General features: G+C 35.7%; 24 protein-coding genes and 1 other RNA gene. 13 read left to right on the top strand and 12 right to left on the bottom strand.

What is annotated here, in order from left to right; all coding sequences use genetic code 11:
- The first annotated feature begins 147 nt into the window (after window positions 1-147).
- Window positions 148-1,110, top strand: coding sequence for a multidrug resistance efflux transporter family protein (locus MHB40_RS01950; RefSeq protein WP_205446638.1), 963 nt, complete (start codon window positions 148-150; stop codon window positions 1,108-1,110).
- A 264-nt stretch (window positions 1,111-1,374) separates the two neighbouring features.
- On the opposite strand, the gene MHB40_RS01945 is transcribed toward MHB40_RS01950, so the two are convergent.
- The gene (locus MHB40_RS01945) at window positions 1,375-1,806 is read right to left on the bottom strand and encodes a DUF4395 domain-containing protein (RefSeq protein ID WP_342533785.1); all 432 of its coding nucleotides are present in this window, start codon (window positions 1,804-1,806) and stop codon (window positions 1,375-1,377) included.
- 119 nt (window positions 1,807-1,925) lie between these two features.
- Between MHB40_RS01945 and MHB40_RS01940 the strand changes: the two genes are divergently transcribed.
- Window positions 1,926-2,636 (top strand): Fe-S oxidoreductase, encoded by a 711-nt coding sequence (locus MHB40_RS01940; RefSeq protein WP_205446636.1) that lies wholly within the window; start codon window positions 1,926-1,928, stop codon window positions 2,634-2,636.
- A gap of 62 nt (window positions 2,637-2,698) precedes the next feature.
- On the opposite strand, the gene MHB40_RS01935 is transcribed toward MHB40_RS01940, so the two are convergent.
- Complete coding sequence (locus MHB40_RS01935; RefSeq protein ID WP_342442321.1) at window positions 2,699-3,382, bottom strand: GNAT family N-acetyltransferase; 684 nt, start codon at window positions 3,380-3,382, stop codon at window positions 2,699-2,701.
- An 11-nt stretch (window positions 3,383-3,393) separates the two neighbouring features.
- A complete protein-coding gene (locus MHB40_RS01930) occupies window positions 3,394-4,506 on the bottom strand; it encodes a dipeptide epimerase (RefSeq protein WP_205446634.1) in 1,113 nt (370 codons plus the stop codon).
- Between the two features lie 80 nt (window positions 4,507-4,586).
- Here MHB40_RS01930 and MHB40_RS01925 point away from each other — a divergent pair, with 80 nt between their 5' ends.
- Window positions 4,587-5,828 (top strand): hypothetical protein, encoded by a 1,242-nt coding sequence (locus MHB40_RS01925; protein WP_342442320.1) that lies wholly within the window; start codon window positions 4,587-4,589, stop codon window positions 5,826-5,828.
- Window positions 5,829-5,883: 55 nt separating this feature from the next.
- Here MHB40_RS01925 and nhaC read toward each other — a convergent pair whose 3' ends face one another.
- The 5 genes from nhaC to MHB40_RS01900 all read right to left on the bottom strand — a co-directional run bounded on the left by nhaC (window position 5,884) and on the right by MHB40_RS01900 (window position 10,753).
- Complete coding sequence (nhaC, locus tag MHB40_RS01920; protein WP_342533784.1) at window positions 5,884-7,332, bottom strand: Na+/H+ antiporter NhaC; 1,449 nt, start codon at window positions 7,330-7,332, stop codon at window positions 5,884-5,886.
- A gap of 280 nt (window positions 7,333-7,612) precedes the next feature.
- Complete coding sequence (locus MHB40_RS01915) at window positions 7,613-8,722, bottom strand: amidohydrolase (protein ID WP_342442318.1); 1,110 nt, start codon at window positions 8,720-8,722, stop codon at window positions 7,613-7,615.
- Between the two features lie 204 nt (window positions 8,723-8,926).
- On the bottom strand, window positions 8,927-9,070 hold the full coding sequence (locus tag MHB40_RS01910; RefSeq protein WP_221679049.1) for a hypothetical protein: 144 nt from the start codon (window positions 9,068-9,070) through the stop codon (window positions 8,927-8,929).
- Between the two features lie 207 nt (window positions 9,071-9,277).
- A complete protein-coding gene (locus MHB40_RS01905) occupies window positions 9,278-9,829 on the bottom strand; it encodes a superoxide dismutase family protein (protein ID WP_342533783.1) in 552 nt (183 codons plus the stop codon).
- A gap of 162 nt (window positions 9,830-9,991) precedes the next feature.
- A complete protein-coding gene (locus tag MHB40_RS01900; RefSeq protein WP_342533782.1) occupies window positions 9,992-10,753 on the bottom strand; it encodes a 3D domain-containing protein in 762 nt (253 codons plus the stop codon).
- Window positions 10,754-11,051: 298 nt separating this feature from the next.
- Between MHB40_RS01900 and MHB40_RS01895 the strand changes: the two genes are divergently transcribed.
- Together MHB40_RS01895 and MHB40_RS01890 are read left to right on the top strand one after the other, a co-directional pair.
- Entirely contained in the window at window positions 11,052-11,234 is a 183-nt protein-coding gene (locus MHB40_RS01895; protein ID WP_205446627.1) for a YjfB family protein, read from the top strand.
- A 36-nt stretch (window positions 11,235-11,270) separates the two neighbouring features.
- Window positions 11,271-11,654: a response regulator gene (locus MHB40_RS01890; protein ID WP_243456382.1), complete on the top strand. Its 384-nt coding sequence runs from the start codon at window positions 11,271-11,273 to the stop codon at window positions 11,652-11,654.
- A gap of 260 nt (window positions 11,655-11,914) precedes the next feature.
- Here the strand turns inward: MHB40_RS01890 and MHB40_RS01885 are convergent, their stop codons facing one another.
- Both MHB40_RS01885 and MHB40_RS01880 read right to left on the bottom strand, forming a co-directional pair.
- Complete coding sequence (locus MHB40_RS01885; RefSeq protein ID WP_342534741.1) at window positions 11,915-12,064, bottom strand: diguanylate cyclase; 150 nt, start codon at window positions 12,062-12,064, stop codon at window positions 11,915-11,917.
- Between the two features lie 59 nt (window positions 12,065-12,123).
- Entirely contained in the window at window positions 12,124-12,933 is an 810-nt protein-coding gene (locus MHB40_RS01880) for a GGDEF domain-containing protein (RefSeq protein ID WP_342533781.1), read from the bottom strand.
- A 451-nt stretch (window positions 12,934-13,384) separates the two neighbouring features.
- Here MHB40_RS01880 and MHB40_RS01875 point away from each other — a divergent pair, with 451 nt between their 5' ends.
- The 4 genes from MHB40_RS01875 (at window position 13,385) to MHB40_RS01860 (ending at window position 17,753) form a co-directional block, all read left to right on the top strand.
- Window positions 13,385-14,074 carry a response regulator transcription factor gene (locus MHB40_RS01875; protein WP_342533780.1) on the top strand — a complete coding sequence of 230 codons (690 nt, stop codon included), beginning with the start codon at window positions 13,385-13,387 and terminating at the stop codon, window positions 14,072-14,074.
- Entirely contained in the window at window positions 14,071-15,057 is a 987-nt protein-coding gene (locus MHB40_RS01870; RefSeq protein WP_342533779.1) for a HAMP domain-containing sensor histidine kinase, read from the top strand. Before MHB40_RS01875 ends, MHB40_RS01870 begins: the two co-directional genes overlap by 4 nt.
- A gap of 103 nt (window positions 15,058-15,160) precedes the next feature.
- Window positions 15,161-15,922 carry an ABC transporter ATP-binding protein gene (locus MHB40_RS01865; protein WP_342533778.1) on the top strand — a complete coding sequence of 254 codons (762 nt, stop codon included), beginning with the start codon at window positions 15,161-15,163 and terminating at the stop codon, window positions 15,920-15,922.
- Entirely contained in the window at window positions 15,912-17,753 is a 1,842-nt protein-coding gene (locus MHB40_RS01860) for an FtsX-like permease family protein (RefSeq protein ID WP_342533777.1), read from the top strand. The genes MHB40_RS01865 and MHB40_RS01860 overlap by 11 nt, the downstream gene beginning before the upstream one ends.
- Before the next feature lie 32 nt (window positions 17,754-17,785).
- Here the strand turns inward: MHB40_RS01860 and MHB40_RS01855 are convergent, their stop codons facing one another.
- Window positions 17,786-18,226 (bottom strand): DUF2269 family protein, encoded by a 441-nt coding sequence (locus MHB40_RS01855; protein ID WP_205446621.1) that lies wholly within the window; start codon window positions 18,224-18,226, stop codon window positions 17,786-17,788.
- Between the two features lie 172 nt (window positions 18,227-18,398).
- Here MHB40_RS01855 and MHB40_RS01850 point away from each other — a divergent pair, with 172 nt between their 5' ends.
- Together MHB40_RS01850 and MHB40_RS01845 are read left to right on the top strand one after the other, a co-directional pair.
- Window positions 18,399-19,037: a YfbR-like 5'-deoxynucleotidase gene (locus MHB40_RS01850; protein WP_342442312.1), complete on the top strand. Its 639-nt coding sequence runs from the start codon at window positions 18,399-18,401 to the stop codon at window positions 19,035-19,037.
- 103 nt (window positions 19,038-19,140) lie between these two features.
- Window positions 19,141-19,653 carry a zf-HC2 domain-containing protein gene (locus MHB40_RS01845; RefSeq protein WP_342533776.1) on the top strand — a complete coding sequence of 171 codons (513 nt, stop codon included), beginning with the start codon at window positions 19,141-19,143 and terminating at the stop codon, window positions 19,651-19,653.
- Window positions 19,654-19,704: 51 nt separating this feature from the next.
- On the opposite strand, the gene MHB40_RS01840 is transcribed toward MHB40_RS01845, so the two are convergent.
- Complete coding sequence (locus MHB40_RS01840) at window positions 19,705-20,043, bottom strand: zinc ribbon domain-containing protein YjdM (protein ID WP_048393229.1); 339 nt, start codon at window positions 20,041-20,043, stop codon at window positions 19,705-19,707.
- Between the two features lie 247 nt (window positions 20,044-20,290).
- Between MHB40_RS01840 and ssrS the strand changes: the two genes are divergently transcribed.
- A non-coding RNA gene (gene ssrS, locus MHB40_RS01835) (6S RNA) lies at window positions 20,291-20,483 on the top strand.
- Window positions 20,484-20,730: 247 nt separating this feature from the next.
- The gene (locus MHB40_RS01830; protein ID WP_243456380.1) at window positions 20,731-21,195 is read left to right on the top strand and encodes a hypothetical protein; all 465 of its coding nucleotides are present in this window, start codon (window positions 20,731-20,733) and stop codon (window positions 21,193-21,195) included.
- The last annotated feature ends 1 nt before the right edge of the window (window position 21,196 follow it).

Raw genomic sequence — 21,196 nt, 5'->3', positions numbered from 1 at the left:
ATAAGCATTCACGTAAGGAATAATGAAAATTTTCATAGTTACGAAGAGAGGCTTTTTTCTCTCTTCGTAACTTTTTCAGTAATAATTACTGAATTTTCAAATTACATAAAGGGTTTGAGGTTATAAACTCAAATTGAGGTGATCTTTATGAAAGAAATTGCATTAGGTATTTTAGCTTCACTTTTCTTTGCCGTGACATTTATTTTAAATCACGCAATGGAAATGCAAGGTGGTAGTTGGCTATGGAGTGCATCATTACGCTATTTTTTTATGCTCCCCTTCTTGCTCATCATTGTCTTTTATCGTAAAGGCTTTTCACAGCTTTCTGGTGAAATAAAAGCACAACCCATTTCGTGGCTGCTGTGGAGCTTTGTTGGATTTGTTTTATTTTATGCACCATTAACATTTGCTGCAGCTTTTGGTCCAGGTTGGTTGGTTTCTGGTACATGGCAATTTACAATTGTTGCTGGTGTATTATTAGCTCCCCTTTTTGTTTCGGTCATTGCTGGTAAAACAGTTCGTCAAAAAATACCTTTCATATCTCTTCTTATTTCATGTGTCATCTTAGTAGGTATTCTGCTTATACAAATACCTCATGCACAATCAGTGTCGTTTAGAAGTTTAATGCTTGGTATTTTACCTGTTATCGTAGCAGCCTTTGCTTACCCTCTTGGCAATCGCAAAATGATGGAAGTTTGCGGTGGACGAATCGATACTTTTCAGCGAGTATTAGGTATGACGATCGCTTCGATGCCAGCATGGATCATCATGGCTTTTTATGCCATCCTTACAGTAGGACTTCCCTCAGCAAGTCAGATGTTCCAATCATTACTTGTCGGGATTAGTTCAGGCGTTATTGCAACGGTTCTATTTTTCATAGCAACGGATCGCGTAAGAGACCATCAGGGTAGACTAGCTGCGGTGGAAGCAACTCAGTCAACAGAAATTCTTTTTGTTATTATTGGTGAGGTATTACTATTAGGAATTGCCTTCCCTAGCCCTATCGCACTTGCAGGTCTTGGTGTCATCATTGTTGGTATGCTATTACATAGCTACTATACAATGATCATTGGAAAAAAGAATGCTGTACAACAAAATACAACTTCCTAACAGCTCATTTTATGGGCTGTTTTTTAGCTAGCACAAAAAAGACGACTCTATTCTAAAATTAGAATGAGTCGTCTGAGATTTTCACGTTCCCAAAAAATGAGGGGGGTTTTAGGAGCGTAATCATGAACTAGCAAACTTCTGGAGAAAAGTAGCTAAAGTTCATCCTCTCTACACTGTATTGTAGAGGAGGAATAATCTTTATACGATAATGATAATCATTATCAATTAAAATGTCAATCATAATCTAATAATTTTTTTACTTTTTTAAAAAGATTTTTTTAATGAGCGTCGGTACTGCCATTGCTTCAACTGAAAATGTAGAAAACAGCCTATACAAAAGCCTGCTATTGCGATGGAAGATGCAATAGCAACCATGCCGGTAAAGATATGACCAATAACCTGCCAATGTAATAGATAACCTAATAGACCCGCTGCTAAACAAAGGCTGGCAATACTGGAATTAAATTTTTGTTGCTGAGCATCCTCTGGTATATATGCTGATGAGGGCTTTGTTAAAAAGAGCTTCCCTACACGAAGTATTGGGTTATAGTTACATAAAATACCTAGTAAATTTGCAGCTAGTGGTATAACCAATATCCATGTCAACCCTGTTATCCATGATAAAATAACACTTAAAAGAATAGTCCACTGGTTCAGTCTAACTAGTGGCCTTGGAATTGTATGAAGCAGTGACATCCTAAAACCTACCTTCCAGATATGTTTAATGTATTTTACTACATGATATTCCATTTGTGAAGCAAAAATGATTACTTTATAATGAAATTAACAGAAGTTCAAAGGAAAAGAGGATGACCATGCCAGCTTTAACAATGGATCAAGTTCAACAATTAAACTCCTATAGTATTTATACAACTGAACCTAAGCGAACTTTATTTACCTTAGCTGATATACATAAAGACTTTTACCATCCTGATTTTTTAAACCTCATGATGGGTATAACAGATGCAGCAACAGAAACGGCCGCTATTTCTCACTTTGCACGCCGCTATGGTATGTTTTTTGCTATGCAGTTTTATATGCTTGCCGCTTATGACGAAGTATGGGATGGTAAACCGCTTGAATTGCGTTTTGATGCTGCAAAGGAATTTAACAGCTTTACTGTTGCCATGTTCGCTAACCCTAATGACTGGCGCTACGTTGATGAAGATGAACGTCAAGCTGTTATTGAAAAAATTCTTTACGATGGCCATATCATTGTCCAACAGCTTCGTAAAGTAACATCCATCTCCCCTCTTACCATTTGGGAAAATTTCTTTGGTTATTTGCTATGGCATTATCATATATTATTATCTAATCCTGGCTTAGCCGACCAAGCCATGGAGGATATCGAAGCTTTAGAAGATCCTAAAACATGGGCACGCTTCTCCAATAAATCTTGGTGGGCACAATATACAGGTGGCCTTAGTCCGACTAATTTAGTCAATGTTCCTGTAAGAAAATCATGCTGTTTCTCTAAAGATATCCCAGGTTTAATGGCTTGTGGTTTTTGTCCAATGAAGAAATAATAGAACCCTATAAAAAAGCCTTACCCTCCACAAATTCATGTGAAAGGGTAAGGCTTTATGCTTTATTTTTCGTATACAACAAACCAATCGTTGTTTTCTTCGTACATAGTCGTGCCAAGGAAACCTTGTTTTAAAAGTTGCTGTTGCGCAGTCGTGTCTCCCATTGATATCACTTGTTTTTCAGTGAAGATGGAGGGCATCTCTTGCCTTAGGTCTTTATAGAAGATATAACGAAGCTTATCTACATATTTAATTTTCAAGCCTTTAATAACGAGATCTTGCGAGAATTTATCCTTTAAGCTCGGAATATTATATGGCTTTACAGTGGAGCAAACATAATCGTATTTTTCTAAATCGATATTTTCCATCACTACTGTAGCTAATGTTCTCTGTAATCCGTAACCTCGATATTTCGGTGAAACATTCGATATTTCCTGATATAAAACACGGTGAAATTCGTTTTCTGCAATTCCACAATCATAACCAAGATGTTCTTCATCAATAGGCGGATTTAACAGTGCACGAAAGGCAATCAATTCTTCCCCTACATAAGCACCTATCATCATTCCATGACCAGTTAAAATATACTCAAATTCCTCTGTGCTCAAGGGTTGTAGGATACTTTGGTCTGCTAATGCTTCATAAACCTCAACTTGTAGCTCCTCGATTTGCTGTAAATGCTGGGGCGTTAATTTGATGACAAAAAACGGTGTCTCACCAAGCATACCATCATAGATAATTTCCATATTGCGCCTCCTTAGGCTGTGACAACAGTTGAGAACTTACATAATTCCTGGATTACATCTTCATCTACATCTACACCTAATCCTGGTTTTTCATTTAAGCAAATAAATGGTACGTCATAGTGTAAGTTCCCAACATCTTTTGAGAATTTTAATGGACCCGTTAGTTCTACACTCGTCATAATCTTCTTAGAGAATGCTACATGGAAACCAGCAGCAGAACCAACTGACGACTCTACCATGGAACCAACTTGACATTCAATACCTGCCATTTCCGCCATAACAGCAAGCTTCATTGCAGGATAGATGCCTCCACACTTCATTAATTTAATATTTACTTTATCTGCTGCACGCTTAGCTATAATTTCACGCATTTCACGTACACCTCGTAGTCCTTCATCAATCATTAATGCTACATCAGACTTTGATTTAATTTCCACCATTCCATCAATGTCTTCGCTATCTACAGGTTGCTCTAACCAATCGATATTTAATTCTTTCATGGCACGTAAGCCTTGTAACGTAGTGGCTGCATTACCCCATCCTTGATTTACATCAACTCGAATGGCAATGTTTTCACCTACTCGCTCACGTACCGCTTTAATACGGGCAACATCACGAATAACCTCTGTACCTACCTTCATTTTAAACGAACGATAGCCCATTTCTACTCGGTTTGCTGCCTCTTCTGCCATTGCTTCAGGTGTTCCAATACTGAGTACATGTGTGATTGGGAATTTTTCATGATAACGTCCACCTAAAAGTTGGTATACAGGAACCCCTAACGCTTTCCCAGCAATGTCGAAGCAAGCAATATCGATAGCTGCTTTTGCTGCTGGTACATCTTTCACAACTTTATTCATTTTATCGTGCAGTTTTTCAAAGGCCATTGGATTTTCTCCAATAACCGCCGGGACAAGTTGATGTTTTAGCACAGCATATGTGCTTTCCCATGACTCACCTGTTACATGTTCATCAGGAACTGCTTCACCATACCCCACAATACCTGTATCGGTAGTTACTTTTAAAATAATGGAAGGCATTGTATCATATGTAGCATAACTAATGATGAATGGATCAATTAGCGGTAAATGTATAGCAAAAATTTCTACTTGTTTAATTTTCATCGTAATCAGTCTCCTTAGTCGTTAAAGTTGTCGCTAATACGTCGCTAAATGTTTAAAAAAATAGAAAAGGATCGATGCCCATGTCTACCAAAATAGCGATTATTTGTTCAAAAGCATTTATGACTCGTATTATTAGTATCGCACAAAACATAGCCGATATTCAATTAGAATTTTATCTTTACAGCCACCCCTCTGAAGCACCTACTTTAATGAAGCAAATAAAACCATGTGATGCAATATTATTCGGAGGAACATTACCCTATTTGCACACTCAATCATTACTTTCAGAAATACCAATACCCTGGAATTACATTAAACAAGATGAGACAACCATTTCTACAACACTGTTATCACTAGTAGCCAAGCATGCTGTAGCAATCGACAGGATATCCATTGATGTAATGAATCCCGCATTCGTTGATAATGTTTTAGCAGAAATAGAATATCATGGTCAAAAACCACATGTTCAGCATATTTCGATTACTGAACCAACTGAGAATATCTTAAAACGCCATATCGCCTTGTGGAATTCTAAAAGTATTGATTTTGTCATTACAAGTATTCATAGTGTATTTGATAAATTACAAGCACTTCAAATACCAGCAATGCGAATGTTAGATGCTACCAAGTCTATTATTCAATGTCTTGAAGAAACAAAATCCAAATCATTGTTAACGAAATCAGAATCTTTTAAGGCTGTAGTGGGACTATTAGAAATCCCTAAAGATTCTTCAATTGAATCAACTGTTTTAAATCAAATTGTGAAAGCTACCTTTTCAACTTATAAGCAAATTTCAGCGCATTCCTTTGAGCTATATACAACGGCTGGACATCTCCAAAACGCCCTAGAAAAGGAAAACTTAGAACAGCTAATACAGCAAGTTGAACAACCATTTAAGTTAGCATTCGGCTATGGTTATTCCATTTTAGAAGCCACACAAAATGCTCAGCATGCTTTAACATTTACTAAACCTTTCGAGATTTATATTCTTGATGAACATAAAAACTTATTAGGACCTTTCCCCAATACAGAAGGTAAAGTTTCTTTAAAAACAGATGATCCTTATGTTTTACAAATGGCGAAGCTCACAAGTTTAAGTCCATTAAATATTTCTAAATTAATTAATTTCAGCAATGAACGACAATCAGCTCAATTTACATCTCAAAATCTTTCAGAATACCTACAAGTAACTCGACGTACTACAGAGCGTATTATCAAAAAATTAGTTGATAATGGTTATGTAAAAATTGTGGGCGAAGAAATGACCCATCAACAAGGACGTCCTCGCAAAATTTATCAATTGAATTTTGCAACCTACTAAGCTTCCCTATAAAAGAATTCTCGTAGATACAAACGGATCTACGAGAATTTTTATTTTAGTCAGCCATTACCATATTATCTGTATTTTCCACTTCTCGTTCCTTTTTACGCTTCTCAGCTTCTGCCATTTCTTCTGGTGTTAATTTCACAATGGCAAATCCAATATAGCCATAAATAATAGATATAATCGGTACTACAAAATTAAGGATTGCATATGGCGCATATTCCATAGCACCTACACCTAGCGTTGCTAAAATAAACACGCCACAAGTATTCCAAGGGAAGAAAACAGATGTTAATGTTCCCCCATCCTCTAATGCACGAGATAGATTTTTAGAATGTAAACCACGTTGTTGATAGACACCTGCGAACATACGTGAAGGAACAACAATTGAAATATATTGCTCAGAACATGTTGCATTGGTTGTTACACATGCTGCAATCGTTGAAGCAATAAGACTTCCTGTAGATTTAGCAAACTTCACAATTACATTCATCAATGCCTTTAACATTCCTGAATACTCTAAAATACCACCAAATGTCATCGCTACGATCGTCATTGAAACCGTATTCATCATAGAGTCTAAACCACCGCGGTTAAATAAATCATCCACCATATGATTACCTGTTGAGATTTCAAAGCCCGCCTGTAATGCTTGTACAGCACTTGCAGCTGAACCACCTTGTACAAAAATTTGTAGTAAGAAACCGGATACAATTCCAATAATTAAAGCAGGAATTGCTGGCACTTTCTTAGCCACTAATACAATAACTCCCACTGGCACTAGTAATAGTAAAGGAGAAATAACGAAGCTTTCTTCCATCACTTTTAACGTAGTTAAAATTTCTTCAGATTGCATTGAAACTTCTGCAAATTTTCTACCCAAAAATCCAAAAACAACAAGTGAAATAATCAACGCTGGAATCGTTGTGTAAAGCATATGCTTAATATGATCAAATAGGTCAGTACCTGTTAACCCTGCTGCTAGATTCGTTGTATCTGATAACGGTGACATTTTATCTCCAAAATATGAACCTGAAATAACTGCACCGGCAATCATAGCCGCTGGAATACCCATACTTAAACCAATACCCATACCTGCGACACCAATTGTCGCCATCGTTGACCATGAGCTACCAATAGCTAATGACACGATTGAACATAACACCATGATTGTCACTAAGAACCACGCAGGAGAAATTAACTTTAGGCCATAGAAAATCATCGTTGCTACGACTCCGCCGCCTATCCAAGCCCCAATTGTCAAACCTACTAAAATAATAATAACAATGGCAGGTAATGCCAGACGTATTCCTTTATACATCATTTCTTCAATTTCAGTCCATTTGTATCCATGCATTTTGGCAACAATTGCTGCTACAGTTGTGCCAACAAGAAGAGGTACGTGAGGACTTTGCTCTAAAACAACTACTGTAATCAACATAGTAATAATCATAATTGCAAAAGTTAGTAGTGCCCAGCCCGCATTAATATCCTTTTTCATTTTTCCATCCCCTTTTTTTGCACCAAATCCCTTTTCGGTTTTTCTAAGACGCAAATAATTTTTTACGTTTTTTAGCTTAATATTCAAAAAATTAAAAGTCAACGCAAAAAATTTATGCTTCCCTAGCAAATCCCTTTATTTTAGCGTAATAAAACGCTTTCAAGTAGCAATAAAAAACAATGCAAACCCTTGAATATCCATGCATTATTAAAAATGTTCATGCAAAAAAGCTATCTGAAAAAATAGTTACATTTTTTCAGATAGCTTTTTAAAAAATTTTTTATTCAGGCTTTTTTTCTAATACACATGCAAGTACTTTCGCAGCATCAATTAAGGCACTACGATCAAATGTCATTTTAGGGTGATGCAGTCCTGGCGTTAAATTTGCACCAATTCCAATCATTGCAGCTTTTAATTCCGGCTTTTTAACTGTATAAAAATGGAAATCATCACTACCCGGTGTAGTGATTTCGTCTGCTAAATGTTCTTCCCCTAAAGCTTCGATGATGGCAGCTTTCGCCATATTTGCAGCGATCGATGAAACTTCAGCACCTGGTGTGAAATCTATCCAATTCCAACTCATGTCAATATCATATTGTTGCTGTATCGATTTCAAGCCAGATTCAATTTTACTACGCAGCAATTCAAGTTGCTGATTATGTTGTGCGCGAACATCCATTGAGAAACAAGCATTACCAGGAATAATATTTGTACTACCACCATCCGCAATAATTTTTGTTAACTTAGCAGAATGCGGTTCAAATGGTGATAAATGAATACTGTGTAGCATTTGTTGCACGGCCATAATAACATCAATGGCATTTTTACCTTGATGTGGTCTTGCACCATGGGCATCAATACCTTGAATAGTTCCCTCTAAAAAATAAGCAGCACCATGATGAATAGCAGGCGAAACTTTGCCAAGTGGTAATTCTTCTATCGGTCTTAAATGAACACCAAATAAATGTGATACTCCCTCAACTGCGCCTCTATCAAACGTTGCACATGCGCCATTTCCTAATTCTTCAGCAGGTTGGAAAATAAAACGAACACGATGTTGTAAGTTGTGATCTTTCAGTAGTAATAATGCACCAAGAACCATTGATATATTGGCATCATGTCCACAAGAATGGTTGGCTTGCCATTTTCCATCAACTTCCTGCCATAAAGCATCAATATCAGCACGTACTGCAACGATTTCATTCCCTGTTCCAATTTCAGCTATTAATCCAGGTATATCACCTAGTAAACGATAACTAACATGTAATTCATCCAGTATTGAAGCAATTTTCTTAGTGGTCTCGAACTCTTTCCAACTTACTTCTGGATACTTGTGAAAATGATCAAACCATTGGTAAATCGTTTCTTCAACTGTTAAAGCTTTCGACATAACTACACCTCTATACGCATTTTTGTTTCCCATTATACATGAATCTATTTCAGAAAAGTACATATGTCTTCAGACCTAATCAACTTATTAAAATGATATACTACATTCATATGCTCTGAAAAAGTCATTTATAAATAGAGGCATAAAATACAATGGGCTATGTTAAAAGTTAATATACTTTCAACATAGCCCATCAAATTTTCATTATAAACTTGTAAAAAACCCTTCTGGATACTCTTCATACTGAATCTTCACCATTTGCTCCTCATTTTTCTCTTCCTCTTCACGTAAATCAAACTCTTGATCCATTAAATACGTTTCAAACTTTGAATTTAACAACTTACCCATTTTACCACTCCTTATTTAATTGAATTTTCTGATAAAAGAATTATACAATAGGATTTTAGCAAAATGCAATAAATTATACACATTATGCATTATAAATATAAAACCTATCGCATAATTAGATCAATCCCCATTATGTTTCCATTTTTTTGAAAATAGCACAAAAAAAACTGCATCTTATGTCGTTAAGATACAGTTTCAAATTTTATTCTATTGAATGGCACCGCAAGCTATTCTCGCACCGGAATTACCGGCAGGATCTGTTTTATAGTCATCCGCTGATTCATGAATAACAATGGCACTTCCATCACTATCTAATAAAGAATTAGGTTGATCTTTTTGTAAAGTTAATCCCTCAGCTAAAAAGTTAAGATCCACATTGCCATCGTCACCAATCTCCAAATTTGGTAAGTCCCCTAAGTGAAAGCCATTAGGATTTAATTTACCATGCTCCTTGTTTGTTGGATTAAAATGGGCACCTGCCGATTCAAATTTAGGTGGCTCACATTTTCCTACTTCATGAATATGGATACCATGTGTGCCTGGTGGTAAGCCTGTTAACGCGAGCGTCATCATAACGCCATTATCTTCTTCTTGAAAATATGCATTCCCATAGCTTTCATTATTAGCACCAATCACTTTTGCAGTAGCTGTTAAAGGGGACGACGCATTTACCGTTACCTTTTCTTCTTTCTTATCAAAAAAACTACAACCCGCAACAAAAAATAATAATGAAAGGCCAATTAAACTTAGTTTTTTCATAAAAATACCTCCTCTCTTTCTGATGATTTCCAACTTACCCAGTACTTATGCACAAGTAATCAATTACGCTTCGGCAATGATTCTATTTCATTGGCTGTTTGAATAGCCATTCAATCAAGAGAAAAGGGATTTCTCAAAGTTAGAGAAACCCCCTTTCTATATCTAATTTAAAATTTTTACCGTTACTGTTTTAACACCCCATTGAAGTGCTTGTCCTTCAGTAGGAATAAATACATCGATTTTATTACCTTTAATAGCTCCACCTGTATCAGCCGCTACTGCTTCACCATAGCCTTCCACCCAAACCCTCGTACCAAGAGGAATTACTCGTGGATCTACTGCAATTACTTTTAAATTAGGATTAGATCTGATATCTGTACCATTTGCTGTAATTCCTGAACAACCTTCACAATAGGCTGTATAGGCAGTAGCACGCATTGTTAATGTTTTACCAGAACCTGTCGCTGGTGCACTTGCAGGTTTTGTTTGTGCTGATGTTGCAGGCTTTGCAGATGCAATTCCCGCAGAAGCTTTTGGTTTCGGTTTTGCAGCCGAAGCCTTAATAGCTAATGATTCGCCAGCTAAAATCAAATCTGAAGCTAGGTTATTCCATGTCTTTAATTCATCTACTGTTACATTATTAATACGGGCAATCGAAAACAATGTGTCACCACCTTTGATGACATATTCATCACCCAATGGTTCTTCGGCTTTTGTCGTGTCTTTTACTAAGTCTTGCTCTGGATAAAACCATAACGACTCCATCTCATTTAGTTGCTGGAACTCACCTACAGTTAAATTATAAATTTGCGGGAGTGCCCATAGTATATTGCCTGGCGATTTGTCCTTAGCAAAGGAAGGACTAGCATAGAGACCCACACCAAATGTCAATACTACCGCTAAAGCTAATGCTCTTTTCTTCATGTTTAGTAATACCTCCATCATTTTATTATTTGTTGCAAATCTGTTGCTAGCACACTAGAGTTGAACGCTCTATTATGTAAACAACAATAAGTTTGCAAATTAATAACTCAGGACTAGCTGCCTGATATTAGGAATTATTACTATAAAAACGGAAAAATATACAATTTCAATTAATTTTTTAGTAATTTAACCAATTTGTTGCGAATAAATCTATAATTTAGTAGGGCCATTTAGGACTTTTTTATATTAGATATTTGCTATTTTTAGCCGATAAAAAAGAAAAGGAGGGAATGTAGAAATGGAAATAAATTCACTTATGTCTTCCCAGCTGATGGAGCTTCAACAAACCGTACAGATGAGCGTCATGCAAAAAGCACTTAATTTAAACACATCTACAGCTATTGAATTACTACAAGAACTACCTCAGCAGCAAGCTCCTACACACCCATATAAAGGATCTAAAGTAGACATCTCAATCTGATCCTATAGTCATATTTATCGAAAGGTGGTTCCTTAAGTGATTCGGGTAATTGTGGTGGACGATGAGCCATTAGCTCTTGTAAGCATGAAAAAACATTTAAACAAATTTGATAATATCGAGGTCATTCAAACTTTTACTACAGCTAAAGACCTACTTTTAGAAGGGCCAACTTTGGATTTTCAAGTAGCATTTTTAGATATTGAAATGCCGGAAATGAACGGCATAGAAGTTGCTCAATTATTAAAAACTTGGGACAAAAATATTTGTATTATTTTTGTAACTGCCTATCGAGATTATGTTGTTCAGGCAGTTGATGTACAACCTTTCGAGTATTTATTAAAACCGATTTCAAAAACTCATTTAGAGAAGACGATTAACAAAATAGAAGAGAAGTTCCAAACTAAGATAAAACCGCTGTGAACTTAATCTCATCAAAAAATTTACTTATGATGTTTTGGAGAATTTGCCGTTTCTTATAATGAAAATGCTATTCATTTTCGAAGTTATTATGGTGAGTGTATGTCTACATCGAACTATTCTTGGAGCAGGTATATAAAATAGAAAACGTCCATTATAAATCCATATTCTTACAAAACGGTCAGCAAGCTTTTAATTCTTTCATTTTAATTGGGGGACACGAAAAAGCATGCTAGTACCGTACACTAGCATGCTTTCCTACATTATTTAATAATCATTTGTCTCATATTCCTAACGACACATAAACAGTTTCTTCCTGATTGTTTAGCCTTATACAAAGCATGATCTGCAATTTCTATTAATTGATTTGGACTCTGGACATTTGGTGTAAAAGCCGTAATTCCAGCAGACATGGTTACTGGTCTACCACACACTGTTTCCTGTAAAGCCTGTTTAATCCGTAAGTTTTCTGCTAATTTTGTACAGCAGCATCTATGTTCATTGAAGGCAAGATGACCATAAACTCTTCTCCGCCATATCTAAAGCATAAACCCGGGTCCTTTATACTACTTTGCATATGATTAGCAAAAGCCTTTAGAACCTCATCCCCTACTGTATGACCATATGTATCGTTTATACTTTTAAAATCATCTAAATCAATTAAGATGATTGCATGTGGCACTTTATGTACAATCAACTCTTGTAAAGTTTGATCCATTCTTCTTCGATTAGGAATTCCCGTCAATGAATCTAGGTTCAATTGCTCTGTTAAATCAGTGATTTTACTTTCGGAACAAATCATCATATTTTGCACATTATTTTTCAATAATTTTACTTCGTAATACCAATCAGCAATACCCTCTGTTCCCTGTAATGTCTCCCCTATCTCTATTCTTGTTGCAAGATCCTTTAGTGGTCGCGTAATTTTTAGGGCTAACCATATAGCTAGTCCCGATACAATAACTACTACTATAATGATAGGGACAATGGTTTTCTTAAAAAGCAAACTAAAAGAAACAACTCTTTCATCAAGTAAAGTATCAACGACCTGCTCCACATATGGTTCTAATGAACGTTCATCTGTCATAGAGCCTTGTAAATAGTCTTCTGTAAGTGTTGAAACTTCCTTTACATAGGTTTCTTTCATATCTTTTTTATTTTCCTGCAAAATTTCATTAAAATTTAGATAGCTACTCCAAATACTAATACTAGATGCCGCGAGTACAACTATTATCGTCATACTAACAATAAGAAACGATAACTTTAACTTGAATTTACCCACAATAGATCATTTCTCCCTTTGAGATGATTTTTTCGTTAAACTTTATCTATGTTTCAACTCAAACTTCGATATATTTATTCAATCATCATACGTCATATCTCTTAAAGAATACTTAAAAACTAATTAATTCTCCCTCTATTCTGAATACAATAAAAAAATAAATCGAACTATATTATCCATATAGTTCAATTTAATTAGTCTTAAAGTTTTTATTTCTATATGAAGAACAATCAGCAATTTATAGCTCTTCCTCACAACCTTTTACTACACAATCCCCCCTCATTTCAGCTTTACTTTTATAATTTAAAAGTGTTGTTACTAAAAATAGTCATAACATTCTCTATTCTGTTTTGTAGTGGCTCTTCCACCAAGTTTCAAGTTACAATTCTTCTATAGATTTTTGGAAATCAGGGTACATTATACATATAGGATAAAGGAAGGGTCGATAGGTATGTACAAAATTTACATAATAGAAGATGATGCAAATATAGCTTCACTGATTGTCGAGCATTTATCCAAATATCAGTTTGAATGCTATACTGTACAACAATTCCCACATATTATAGAAGAATTTAGCGCTATACAACCACATCTAGTCATTATGGATATTAATCTCCCAACTTATGATGGCTATTTTTGGTCACGAAAAATCCGTCAACTCTCAACATGTCCCATCATCATTGTGTCCGCCAGAGTAAATGATATTGATCAAGTATATGGAATTGAAAATGGTGCGGATGACTTTATCACGAAACCATTTTCATTAGATGTCTTTATGGCAAAAGTTAATGGGCTACTTCGACGTACCTATGGAGAATATGCTTTAACCGAGACAACTACCATGACCATAGCCAATACTACACTTAATCCAGATACAGTTCGTCTTCAAACGAAAGGCAATGAGAGCCTGTTAACGCTAAAAGAAATGCAGCTTAGTAAGTTATTATTCGAAGCCTACCCTAATGTAGTGCCTCGTCAAAAGCTTTTAAGTGCTATTTGGGATGATGAAACCTTTGTTGAGGAAAATACTTTGTCTGTGAATATTGGTCGGCTACGTAGAAAATTGGAAGCTGTTCACTCTCAACTTGAGATTAAAACCATTCGTGGTCTTGGTTATCAATTGGTGGAGGAAGGTAAATGAAGTTATTCTTTCGGGATCATCTTAGTATCATCATTCTCTATAGCATAAGCTTTCTACTAATACCTTTGATTATTCATGTATTAGATGACCTATCATCACACTATGCCTACTTTATCTTTCTTGTCAGCTTTCTGTTTATTCTGTGGCTACTTGGTCGTTATTATCGTAGAAGAAAGTTTTATCATCATTTACAAAAAAATATCCACACACAGGATGACCTCCATCTATTTGAACCACGTGCATCTATTGAGCAGTACTATAGCGAAAAGCTAAGACAAATGCAGTATTTATTTTTAACCCAACAACAAAGATTAGAGGAACAAGCACATGAAAAGCAACTAGTTCTATCACATTTTGCACATCAAATGAAGACGCCTCTATCTGTTATTCAATTAATTGTTCAATCTACATCCAACAAGACCCCTGACGAATTGCAGCAATGGCATATTATTAATAAAGAGTGCGATAAATTGTCATTTACCCTCAATCAGTTATTAACGTATGAACGCACCTCTCATTTAGTAGCTGATTTAAAAATTGAACCTATTGTTTTAAAAGGACTCGTGCAAGAAGTCATCAATGATTTGAAGGATTACTTTATCACAAAGGAAGTTTTCCCAAAGCTGAAGCTTGCTGAAGACCAAATCATTTATTCTGATCGAAAGTGGTTAAAAATTGTACTTTATCAAGTGTTAAATAACGCCATTAAATATAGTGAAACGGCAAGCACAATCCATATTCACTATGACCATGCTGCTTTACACATAAAAAACCGGGGTGAGACGATCCCTACTAGCGAAATAGCACGAGTCTTTGATTTATTTTATACAGGTATGAAGGGACGAACGAATGGCGAAGCAACAGGTATAGGATTATATTTAGTGAAAAAGATTTTAACTACACTAGAGCATCCCTTCACTTTACAATCCTCTGACCATGTCACTACTTTTTCTATTCGTTTTTCAAATAGTCTAAAAAAATGAAGATGACAACTTTGTCATCTTCACGTCATCAAGCGAAATAGGTTATGTACCGCTCCTTTTCTATACTAAAGGTATCTAATGACCATAAAGGAGTTGTTTCAATTTGGGCAACACAATACTACAAGTAACCAATTTGCAAAAGGAATACATCGGAGAGATCACCTATAAGGCGTTAAACGGTATCGATTTTCAGCTACGTCAACAAGAATTTGTAGCTGTCATGGGACCTTCAGGTAGTGGGAAAACAACATTTTTAAATAGTGTATCCACTATTGATCGTCCTACCGCTGGTGATATTGTCATAAACAATCATAATCCTTATGCATTAAATGATGAAGAGCTCGCCAAATTCAGACGCTCTGAATTAGGTTTTGTATTTCAGGATTTTAATCTTGTGCATACATTAACAGTGAAAGAAAATATTTTATTGCCATTAACGTTAGATAGCCTACCTGCTTCAAAAATGCATCAACGTTTAAAGGATGTCGCTCAATTTCTCGGTATCGAGGAACTATTGCCTAAACGTATTTATGAAATTTCAGGTGGACAGAAACAACGAGTAGCCATCGCTCGTGCTGTTATTCATGAGCCGAGTTTATTGTTAGCAGACGAACCTACTGGAAATCTGGATTCCAAGGCAGTCAATGATGTCATGAATTTATTTTCTGCTATTAATCAAGGGCTTAAAACAGCTATTCTCATGGTGACACATGATCCTTATGTAGCGAGCTTTGCCAATCGCATTATTTTTATTAAAGACGGTAAGTTATATAACGAAATACATCGAGGCAACAACCGCAAGCAATTTTATCAGGAAATTATGGACACGCTTGCTTTTCTAGGTGGTGGACAGCATGAGCTTTAACCATATTGTTATCCAAAATATTTTACGTGACAAATGGACATACGTTTCTTATTTCTTGAGTAGTATGTTTTCCATTATTATTTTCTTTCTATTTTCTGTTATCGTCTTTCATCCCAATCTGAAAAGCCTTGATCCAGACTCAACACTTGGTATTTCTTTGATGTTAGCTAGTATGCTCGTTTATTTATTTTCTTTTATCTACATCATCTATTCAATCAGGGCATTTTTACGTAAGAAGACTAAAACTTTAGGGATATTTATGATTACTGGGGCTTCCATGAAGCAAATTCGTAAGCTTGTCTTCCGAGAAAATCTATTGATTGGCATCATAGCTATTGTGACAGCTATCGTTCTTGGACTTGTCATTACGCCTCTTTTCTTAATGGGGGCAAAAGTCGTTTTAAAGGCAGATACATTTGGGATGTACATGCCTCTTCAAGCAATGGGCTTAACCATAGGCTTATTTCTAATTTTATTTGTGGTGATATCAACAGTCGTAACGAGATTCATTAATAAAGAAGCTTCTATCCAGCTCCTAAAAAGTGATACAGTTATCGAAAAACCCATTAAGCCACATTATGTGTTATTAGTACTAAGTATTATGATGACTGCCACATTAGCCTACTTGCTAAAAATCGAGCATTCTATTGTAGACACTTTAAGTGTTCTTTATTATCTGTTATTTTTTATTAGCATTCTTAGTACGATTTATTTAGTCATTGCACAAGGATTTCGTTTGTTTTTGAAAATATATGAAAAGTCTCCTGCCTATCTTCAAAAAACAAATATGCTTTTGGCATCTAATTTAAATGCAAAAATGAAATCACATGCAAATATGCTGTTTCTCATTACTATCCTATTAAGCGGTGTCTTTCTATGTACAAGTATTTTATTTAGCTCTTATTACAATGTAAAAAAGGCTAGTGAAGAAAATTATCCATATAGCTTTCAATATATTGCTGATCCAAAAGCTGATGACAATATGGTAAAGGCTGATCTTGATTATCTTGAAAAAACTTTATCAACGGTTCAAGCTCACAAGTATTATATTGAATTTAAATCAAACGAGGACCAACGTATCGGCTATATGGCATTATCAGATTATAACCTGTTACAACAGCAGGAAACTGATCTAGGTAAAGATGAGTTTATTGCCGTTGCTGGCAGTCGTGATGTAGCGCCAATAATAAACACTGCCAACGATCTGTATATAAACTCTTTCAAACTAGCCAGAACCCAAGAACAAAACCTGCTATCTACTGGTTTTCAACAAAGTTATTTCATTATTCCTGATGACATTTACGATGCCATTGACTACCCTGTTTATAAAACCTATATCTATGAATTAGACGATTGGACAGCCCATACAGAATTGGCGAATACTATTACCAGCGACATACCGTCTTTACCTGGAGAACGTTATGTAACATCTAAAATTGATTTATATGACACAGAGATGTTTGTCAAAAGCGTTATGTTTTTTATCGGCTCCATGCTAAGCCTAATTTTCTTAAGTGCTGCCATGAGTATACTGTACTTCTATTTACAAACAACATTACAACAAGAGAAGGAAAAGTATATTGGTATCCGTAAGTTAGGTCTATCTAAAAAAGAGTTAGCTACTGTTATTGCTAAAGAATTGGCGATTCTTATATTTGTACCATTCTCCATAGCCATTACACTCTTACTAATTACGCTCTTGTCTATGCGAACAATGGTTTCTACAGCATTTTTACAAGTTTCCATGGCTAGCTCTTTCTGTTTCTTTGTACTCTTCCTCATCAGCTATCTATTAATTCGTAAAAGTTATTTTAAACGTTTAGTAAGCTAAAAAAATCGCACTCCTCAAGGGGTGCGATTTTTTTACCAAAGAACGGGCTTTGCTACCATCAACCAAAGCATGATGAGCAATAATAAAATATACATCCATGTTTTACGATGCAAAAGTGAAACAAATTGTTGTTGATTATACGCAGGCGTGTTAAATGTGCGTAACGTCGGTTTAAACGCTCTCGCTAAAAATACGATCGATGCAAGCATCACGAGGAAGGTTAATACAATCCACGAAGTACTCCAATGATAGCCTGCATGCCACATTAACAAAATACCCGATACTACCAGCACATGTCCTGAATGTTTGACAAGCGCAATGGCACCCTTAAAGGCTTCTATATATGGCGGCATTTCATCATTGGAAGCTGTGCGCATTTTTTTTACAATAGTTAGCACAACGAACAAAGGCCCAATCGAAAGAATCGCACTTAAAATATGTATATAAAGAAGAAGTGTATAAATGGAAAACATGATGTGTACGCCCCTTTTCATCAGTCCCCTACATTATAGCATTCAACCTGAATCTACTTTATCAGCAATTGTGAATCCTTTGTAAACACAGCTTGAATCATTGTTAAATTGTTTGAAAACCGTATAAAGAGGGTATTGTTTATAGTAACATGCACTTATAGAACAAAAAGGAGTGATTTTTATAGGAATTCATCAATTTTTTACAAGCCTTAATGATTTAGAGCGTATTATTCGTTGCCCAGGTCGCTTCAAATTTGAAGAGCACAACGTGGCAGCCCATTCATGGAAAGTATCACAATATGCGATGTTCTTTGCAACGTTAGAAGAAATGCACGGTGCAACAGTTGATTGGAAGTCTTTATATGAAAAAACGATCAATCATGACTTTGCTGAAGTTTTTATTGGGGACATCAAGACGCCAGTGAAACATGCTAGTCCAGAGTTGAAGCAAATGCTAGCACATGTGGAAGAAAAGATGATGGAAAAATTTATTATCAATGAAATCCCACAAGAATTTCAGGCTATTTTCTTTGAACGGATGAAAGAAGGAAAGGATACTACTTTAGAGGGTCGGCTACTTGAATTTGCGGATAAACTCGATCAGTTTTATGAAGCTTTCGCAGAATTAAAGCGTGGCAATACTGACAAAGAATTTGTCTATATGTACCAATCAGCCCTTTCAAAACTTTTGGCCATTCCACTTGAAGCGACAGTTCATTATTTCCGCACAGAAATTTTAAAAGACGCAGTAAAGGAAAAAACACATATCGATATTCAAGCATTAACAAATGAAGTACTAACAGCAAATTAATAGGGTGCATGTACAAGTTTTCCGATTGAAAAATTCACGGAAGGCTTTTTTTATTTTCTACAAAAAGTCGTATAATAGGGAGAGATTGAATGGAGGGAAAGTATTGTCACAGGAATGCTCAATTGTAGAAGATTTAATACCTCTTTATAAAAAACAAATGCTTCAAGCATCAACAATCGAATTTGTTGAACTACACCTAACGACTTGTCAACAATGTCAGCAGCTAGCAGCCAAGTCATCAACTCAAAACGAATACTTACCCATGAAAAGAACAGTATCCTTTTTTCATATCATATTTATTGTCTTATCCTTTATGTTCGCCATTAACTCATCCTTACTCGGCAATCAAAAGGGCTTCGTCATCTCGTATGCACTTTTCGGCTGTCTTTCTTATCTTTTCTATAAAAACATCTGGATTGTCTTTATCATAAGTTCTGTGCCTGTATTCGTTTGGGCTATCATAAATAATCTTAATAATGAGCTCTATATTACAACCTTTTCTTTAACAGAACTAGGAGCACTAGTAATTGGGGCTGGCTACATCGCACTTTTACATACCATTTTTGCCTTAATTGGCGCAGCTTTTGCCATTCTATTACGTAGGGTTTTTCAATAAACAAAAAAGCACCTTCAACTTTGTTACCAAAGTTGAGGTGCATTTTGTTTATTAGGCCTTTTTCACAAATTCTGACTTTAATTTCATAGCACCAAAGCCATCAATTTTACAGTCGATGTTATGATCACCTTCTACAAGACGGATACTTTTTACCTTTGTACCAATTTTTAAAGTGGAAGAACTACCCTTCACCTTTAAATCTTTAATAACGGTAACTGAATCGCCGTCAGCTAACAGATTACCATTTGCATCTTTTACAATAAGTGCATCTGATTCCTGTTCAGTTGCATCCATACTCCATTCATGCGCACATTCTGGACATACATAGTTTGCTCCATCCTCATACGTATATTCTGAATGACATTTTGGACAATTTGGATAAGCTGCCATTTCCACTTCCTCCTTTTACATTTTTGCTAGGAAAATCCTCTTTATGCTCCTATCTTTACATAGTCGACCTTATTTAGCAAAGGTTGTTCGTATTTTCCGTTCGCATTTGTGAAAAAAATATGAAACATCAGCATCTTTTTGAACGTATTTCTAGATGTTCATTACGCTATTTGGAACACTTGCCCATTGACTAATTTGCCATTATCATCTTACTTGCATGTTTGTTGATCATGCTTTATTATATCCATAAAGGCTGCATTGTTCGTATAATATTAAGTTTTAACCTTTAAGCTGTAAAAGGGAGTTTTATTATTGGAGTTGGAATGACGGGCCTCACACTACGGTGCATGAGGATAAGCAGGAAAACTTCTGCGAACACCCACTTTGAGGAGTGGTGGTTTAAAACTTTCTATAATAACTACGGCATACGCGGCTTTTTACATTACATTATTTATACAGCACCTTAGCCATTTTGGTTAAGGTGCTTTTTATACATGTTTTCCCCTCCTAAAAATTTCAGTATTTACAAAATTAATATCATTAATTTTCACATAACCTGATCGCTCCTAGTTCCCTTCTTCTCTATCCAATCAAGTACCGAACCATTCATAAAAAGTGTGGACAACCTTCTTGTATTCTGTATAATTCCCTTCTATTTTGCACATAGATGGAGTAACAAGGGAGGTTATGACATTGAAGAAATTAATTTATCTATTGGTTTTTACTTCACTACTGTTAGTAGCTTGTGGAAAGAACGCGGAACCAAAGGAAGTAGCAGTCGATCAAAATACGAATGTTGAAGATATTGTGGGTGCGATTGTGAAAAATGAATTCTCTGTGGAAGAATCGAAAGACGGTGTTGTCACAATTTCTATTCAAGATACAGATGTGACAGAAGGATCGAAAAGTCAGATGTTGAAGGATTCTACTAAAATTTTCGCTGATTTGTCCAAATTAAAAAGCGTGAAGACACCTGCTATTACTTGGTTTGCTCCTCTCACGGAACCTGATGGGGACAAAACGATGACTGAGGTTTTGAATATTTATTTCAGTGAAGAGGATTTTCACAAAGTAGACTGGGCCAATTATCTACAAGTCGATATCGAGTCTAGCGCAACAAATTATCATGAAGATGAGGCTTTGGAGGATTAAC

The organism is Lysinibacillus sp. FSL K6-0057 (genome assembly GCF_038630885.1).
In the GTDB taxonomy this organism is placed as follows: Bacteria; Bacillota; Bacilli; order Bacillales_A; family Planococcaceae; genus Lysinibacillus; species Lysinibacillus fusiformis_F.
This window is presented reverse-complemented; position numbering and strand designations above follow the sequence as displayed.

Coding starts and splice junctions, on each gene's coding strand:
- MHB40_RS01950 (WP_205446638.1), top strand. CDS start 148: ATGAAAGAAATTGCATTAGGTATTTTAGCTTCACTTTTCTTTGCCGTG.
- MHB40_RS01945 (WP_342533785.1), bottom strand. CDS start 1,806: ATGTCACTGCTTCATACAATTCCAAGGCCACTAGTTAGACTGAACCAG.
- MHB40_RS01940 (WP_205446636.1), top strand. CDS start 1,926: ATGCCAGCTTTAACAATGGATCAAGTTCAACAATTAAACTCCTATAGT.
- MHB40_RS01935 (WP_342442321.1), bottom strand. CDS start 3,382: ATGGAAATTATCTATGATGGTATGCTTGGTGAGACACCGTTTTTTGTC.
- MHB40_RS01930 (WP_205446634.1), bottom strand. CDS start 4,506: ATGAAAATTAAACAAGTAGAAATTTTTGCTATACATTTACCGCTAATT.
- MHB40_RS01925 (WP_342442320.1), top strand. CDS start 4,587: ATGTCTACCAAAATAGCGATTATTTGTTCAAAAGCATTTATGACTCGT.
- nhaC (WP_342533784.1), bottom strand. CDS start 7,332: ATGAAAAAGGATATTAATGCGGGCTGGGCACTACTAACTTTTGCAATT.
- MHB40_RS01915 (WP_342442318.1), bottom strand. CDS start 8,722: ATGTCGAAAGCTTTAACAGTTGAAGAAACGATTTACCAATGGTTTGAT.
- MHB40_RS01910 (WP_221679049.1), bottom strand. CDS start 9,070: ATGGGTAAGTTGTTAAATTCAAAGTTTGAAACGTATTTAATGGATCAA.
- MHB40_RS01905 (WP_342533783.1), bottom strand. CDS start 9,829: ATGAAAAAACTAAGTTTAATTGGCCTTTCATTATTATTTTTTGTTGCG.
- MHB40_RS01900 (WP_342533782.1), bottom strand. CDS start 10,753: ATGAAGAAAAGAGCATTAGCTTTAGCGGTAGTATTGACATTTGGTGTG.
- MHB40_RS01895 (WP_205446627.1), top strand. CDS start 11,052: ATGGAAATAAATTCACTTATGTCTTCCCAGCTGATGGAGCTTCAACAA.
- MHB40_RS01885 (WP_342534741.1), bottom strand. CDS start 12,064: ATGTCTGCTGGAATTACGGCTTTTACACCAAATGTCCAGAGTCCAAAT.
- MHB40_RS01875 (WP_342533780.1), top strand. CDS start 13,385: ATGTACAAAATTTACATAATAGAAGATGATGCAAATATAGCTTCACTG.
- MHB40_RS01870 (WP_342533779.1), top strand. CDS start 14,071: ATGAAGTTATTCTTTCGGGATCATCTTAGTATCATCATTCTCTATAGC.
- MHB40_RS01860 (WP_342533777.1), top strand. CDS start 15,912: ATGAGCTTTAACCATATTGTTATCCAAAATATTTTACGTGACAAATGG.
- MHB40_RS01855 (WP_205446621.1), bottom strand. CDS start 18,226: ATGTTTTCCATTTATACACTTCTTCTTTATATACATATTTTAAGTGCG.
- MHB40_RS01840 (WP_048393229.1), bottom strand. CDS start 20,043: ATGGCAGCTTATCCAAATTGTCCAAAATGTCATTCAGAATATACGTAT.
- MHB40_RS01830 (WP_243456380.1), top strand. CDS start 20,731: ATGACATTGAAGAAATTAATTTATCTATTGGTTTTTACTTCACTACTG.